The sequence below is a fragment of the uncultured Mycobacterium sp. genome, from assembly GCF_964249325.1.
Taxonomy (GTDB): domain Bacteria; phylum Actinomycetota; class Actinomycetes; order Mycobacteriales; family Mycobacteriaceae; genus Mycobacterium.
In genome coordinates, this window is record NZ_CAXUCH010000045.1 from 21,577 (window position 1) to 25,319 (window position 3,743).

Annotated in this window: 5 protein-coding genes; 2 read left to right on the forward strand and 3 right to left on the reverse strand. The window is 63.8% G+C overall.

What is annotated here, in order from left to right:
- Positions 1-25 precede the first annotated feature (25 nt).
- Positions 26-643 carry an enoyl-CoA hydratase-related protein gene (locus tag ACFE99_RS08445; protein WP_375484251.1) on the forward strand — a complete coding sequence of 206 codons (618 nt, stop codon included), beginning with the start codon at positions 26-28 and terminating at the stop codon, positions 641-643.
- 155 nt (positions 644-798) lie between these two features.
- Here the strand turns inward: ACFE99_RS08445 and ACFE99_RS08450 are convergent, their stop codons facing one another.
- Positions 799-1,674: an SDR family oxidoreductase gene (locus ACFE99_RS08450; RefSeq protein ID WP_375484253.1), complete on the reverse strand. Its 876-nt coding sequence runs from the start codon at positions 1,672-1,674 to the stop codon at positions 799-801.
- A complete protein-coding gene (locus ACFE99_RS08455; protein ID WP_375484255.1) occupies positions 1,649-2,428 on the reverse strand; it encodes an enoyl-CoA hydratase/isomerase family protein in 780 nt (259 codons plus the stop codon). Before ACFE99_RS08455 ends, ACFE99_RS08450 begins: the two co-directional genes overlap by 26 nt.
- Positions 2,429-2,689: 261 nt before the next feature.
- On the opposite strand from ACFE99_RS08455, the gene ACFE99_RS08460 reads away from it, so the two are divergent.
- Entirely contained in the window at positions 2,690-2,983 is a 294-nt protein-coding gene (locus ACFE99_RS08460) for a hypothetical protein (protein WP_375484257.1), read from the forward strand.
- Positions 2,984-3,222: 239 nt separating this feature from the next.
- On the opposite strand, the gene ACFE99_RS08465 is transcribed toward ACFE99_RS08460, so the two are convergent.
- Positions 3,223-3,743 (reverse strand): cytochrome P450 (locus ACFE99_RS08465; RefSeq protein ID WP_375484259.1); only part of this gene is annotated, 521 nt, incomplete at its 5' end.

Genomic DNA, 3,743 nt, shown 5'->3' on the forward strand with positions numbered 1-3,743 from the left:
GATCAACGACGGCGCCGACGACGCGGTGCGCGTCGTTGTGCTGACCGGCGCGGGTCGCGCGTTCTGCTCGGGAGGCGACCTGACCGGTGGCGGCACCGAGGACGCCGCGGCCGTTGCCCTCGAGGCGGTGCGGGCGATCACTGCGCTCCCTAAGCCGGTGGTCGCCGGGGTGCGCGGCGCTGCCGCGGGATTCGGTTGTCCGCTGGCGCTGGCGTGTGACCTGGTTGTGGCCGCGCGATCAGCGTTTTTCCAACTGGCTTTCACCAAAATCGGACTCATGCCCGACGGGGGAACCTCAGCGTTGTTGCCGGCGGCTATCGGTCGCGCCCGCACCACGCGGATGGCGATGCTCGCTGAAAGAATTTCGGCGCCAACTGCTTTCGAATGGGGCATGATCTCCCACCTGGTCGACGACGACGATTACGACGCAGAACTGCACACCGTGGTCCAGTCGCTGGCCGGCGGTCCGACGATGTCCTATGGATGGATCAAGCGAGCGTTGCGCGAGTCGATGCTGACGGCTCTTGCGGTGGTGGGAGACATCGAACTGCAAGGCCAGTCGGCGCTGAAGGATAGCGACGACTTCCGGGAAGGGGTTAAGGCGTTCGTCAAGCGGCGGCCACCGGAGTTTCGGGGCCGATGATCAGATGCTTGCCCAGCATCAAAGCACGCCACGGCAGATCGGGTCCTTCACGCACCACGTCGCGCGGCATCGGCTGACCACGACCGCATCCATCGCAGGCCTGATCGGCTCGGAATAGGTTTCGCGCGTCGTCCTTTCGAAGACCTGCAGCGCTGTCAGGGAAACTGTTGGTCGATGGGAACGAATTCAGGCATCATTAGGCTGCGGCGCAGCCAATTCGCCCCGTCGAGAACCATCGTATGCCCGGATAGGTAGGCGGCGTAGGGAGAGCACAGATATGTTGCGGCCCAGCCGAGTTCATGCGGCTGGCCAACGCGCCCCGCGGGAATCCTTTTCGCGTCTGCTTCGGGATTCTGGCGGGCCAGCAGCGCCGGCGGCAGGTCGGGGTGCGGAAACAGCCCGGGCGCAAGGCAGTTCACTCGGATGCCGTAGGGCGCCCACTCGACGGCCAGTGATTGAGTCAGGTTTGTCACCCCGGCCTTGGCGGCCGCGGAATGTGCGGTGCCCGGGCCGCCTGTCCAAGCATACGTTGCGCCGATGTTAAGCACAGCCCCGGCTGCGCCGCGAGCGATCGCGCGGCGGGCGAATTCGGTACTGCACAGGAAAGTGCCGTTGAGCACGATGTCAACCACGCTTCGCCAGGCGTTGACTGACAGTTTGACCGCCTGGCACGGAAAATTGCCTGCCGCATTGTTGATCAGGACGTCGGTCGGGCCGAGTTTGCGTTCGGCCTCATCGAACATGGCCGCGACACCGTGCGGGTCACGCACATCGACTTCAACACCGATCGCTTCGGCTCCCAAAGCACTAAGCGCTTCTATACCGGCCTGGCGATGTTCTGACTTGCGGCTGGCGACGGCTATTGCGGCGCCCAGCCGGGCGAATTCGACCGCCATGGCCCTTCCCAGGCCGGTGCCGCCGCCGGTGACAATGACGACTTGACCGGCGTAGGTGTCTGTGGGCAGCATCGATGTGCCCAGAGGCGGTGGGGTAGGTAGCGACATGTCATTGCCTCCGGGATCGAGTGTCATCCGTACGTGCGTCGCCCGCATTGCGCCGGTACGCCCCAGAACTGAACAGTGCCGTCTGGGCAAACAGCTCTTGGGTGATGCCGTTGCGAATGTCTCCGGCGATGGCCTGGTTCACCAGCAGCTTGCCCATCGACGCCGCTAGCGCCGGCTGGGCCGCCAGCTGACGGCACAGGGCCATTGTGTGATCGTGCAGCGCCTCGACGGCTACCACCTCCTCGGCCAGCCCCCACGCGTAGGCCGTAGCCGCATCGATGCGTTTGCCGGTGAGCACCAGATACTTCGCTCGCGATGGGCCGATCAAGGCCGGCAGTATCTGGGTTCCGCCGGTGTCGGGCACGAGACCGAGTCCCACTTCCGGCATCGCGAAGAAAGCGTCGTGGGCCAGGATGCGAATGTCGGCCGAAAGGGCGAGCTCGAAGCCGCCGCCGATCGCGGCGCCCTGGACGGCTGCTACGACCGGCTTGGGTGACTCCAGCATTTCGAGTCTGAGCCGCTGATGTGCCCGCACGAACGTGAAGTCGTCCTCGCCGTTGGCGCGCTTGCCCAAATCGGCGCGGTCGCGGCCCGAGCAGAACGAGGCGCCTTCTCCACGCAGCAGCAGGCAGCGCACCGCATCGGTGTCGAGTAAACCGCGCACTGCGGTGCACATCGCAGCGAACAGTGCGTCGCTGATGGCATTGTGCCGGTGCGGTCGGTTCAGCGAAACCACCCCGACTCCGTCGATGATCTGGCTGTTCAGCTCTACCGTGCTCATAACTTCATTCCTGCATGTGTCGCTCGGGACGGCTCGTGGCACCGAGTCGCAAATTGCTTGTTGTTGCCACGACACCCGGTTGTGCCGAGATCAATATCGACAGCGCCTTCTTGCGGCGTGCCACCGTTGGTGGATGCCGGGTGGTGAACGACAGGTCCACGCCGGCCTCCTGGCTGATGTCGCACGGTATCCGCGTTCCGAAAGCTACCTCGGCAAACTGCCACGGCAGCTTGATCTATTCAACTAGGTTATATACGTCAAGTGTCGCGCTACGGAGACGGAGACCACAAGGCCGATTCTTTTAGGCTCACCCGGCTCAACAGGATCAGCAATCTGCGCGTCGCGTGCGCCTTCCTGCGTCGTTGGATCGCTCGGGACGCCGCCAGCTTCGAATTCGGTTGGTCGGTCAAGGATCCTGCCCACCATCGCCTGGGCATCATTTTGGCTGTGTGCGAGCTTCAGGCGGCGGGTATCTCCACCCGACGCCATGTTATTGCGGGCATTCGCGCGATGCAGCGCAATCAGTACTCGGCGATATCCGCCTTACTATCGTGAAAACCGCCGCACCGTCCGGGCTTCGGTTCAAATGTTAGCGCCCACCACCTGCGCATGGTGCGGAACATTTTGCCTTCCTGCGTCGCAGCGACGGTGGCTCGCTGAATCGCTAGGGCTGCCAGATGTTGAGGTCCTCGGGCAGCCGAAATGTTGGGTTTCGTTGCAGCGTGCGCCCAAAAGGTTGTGGGATCCGATTCGGCTCTTCTTCAACCGCAACCTGTACTGCCACAACGATGCTGCTAGCTGCCGACGGGTTTACCGGGGGTAAACCTGATCGGCAGTCTGCGCACGGCATACACCTCGCCTGCGTCCTCGAATCGCTCGGGTGCGCCGGCTAGCTCGAAGTCGGGCAGCCGGGCAAGGATCTGGCCCAGCATGACTTGGAACATCATCTTGGCGACGTGCGAGCCCAGGCAGCGATGGACGCCGACCCCGAAAGCCATGTGCTTGCGGGCGTTTGCGCGATGCAGATCAAGTTTGTCGGGGTCGCTGAACATCGCGGGATCGCGGTTGGCCGCCCCCCACATCAAGATGGCACGATCACCTTGCCGAAGATGTTGGCCGTGAAATTCGGCGTCGCGGGTCACCGTACGCGCCAAGCCGAGTGTGGGCGTGTATAGCCGGATGAACTCGTCGGTGCCCTGCATGAGCAGCCCAGGGTCAGCGGCGAGGTGGTCGCGCAGTTCGCGGTCCTCACAGAGCCGCAGCAGCACGTTGCCGGTCAGTCCGCTGGTGGTGTCCATGCCGCCCAGCATCATCA

Excerpts from the sequence above, each read along its gene's own strand:
- ACFE99_RS08450 (WP_375484253.1), bottom strand. The coding sequence starts at position 1,674 with ATGACACTCGATCCCGGAGGCAATGACATGTCGCTACCTACCCCACCG.
- ACFE99_RS08455 (WP_375484255.1), bottom strand. The coding sequence starts at position 2,428 with ATGAGCACGGTAGAGCTGAACAGCCAGATCATCGACGGAGTCGGGGTG.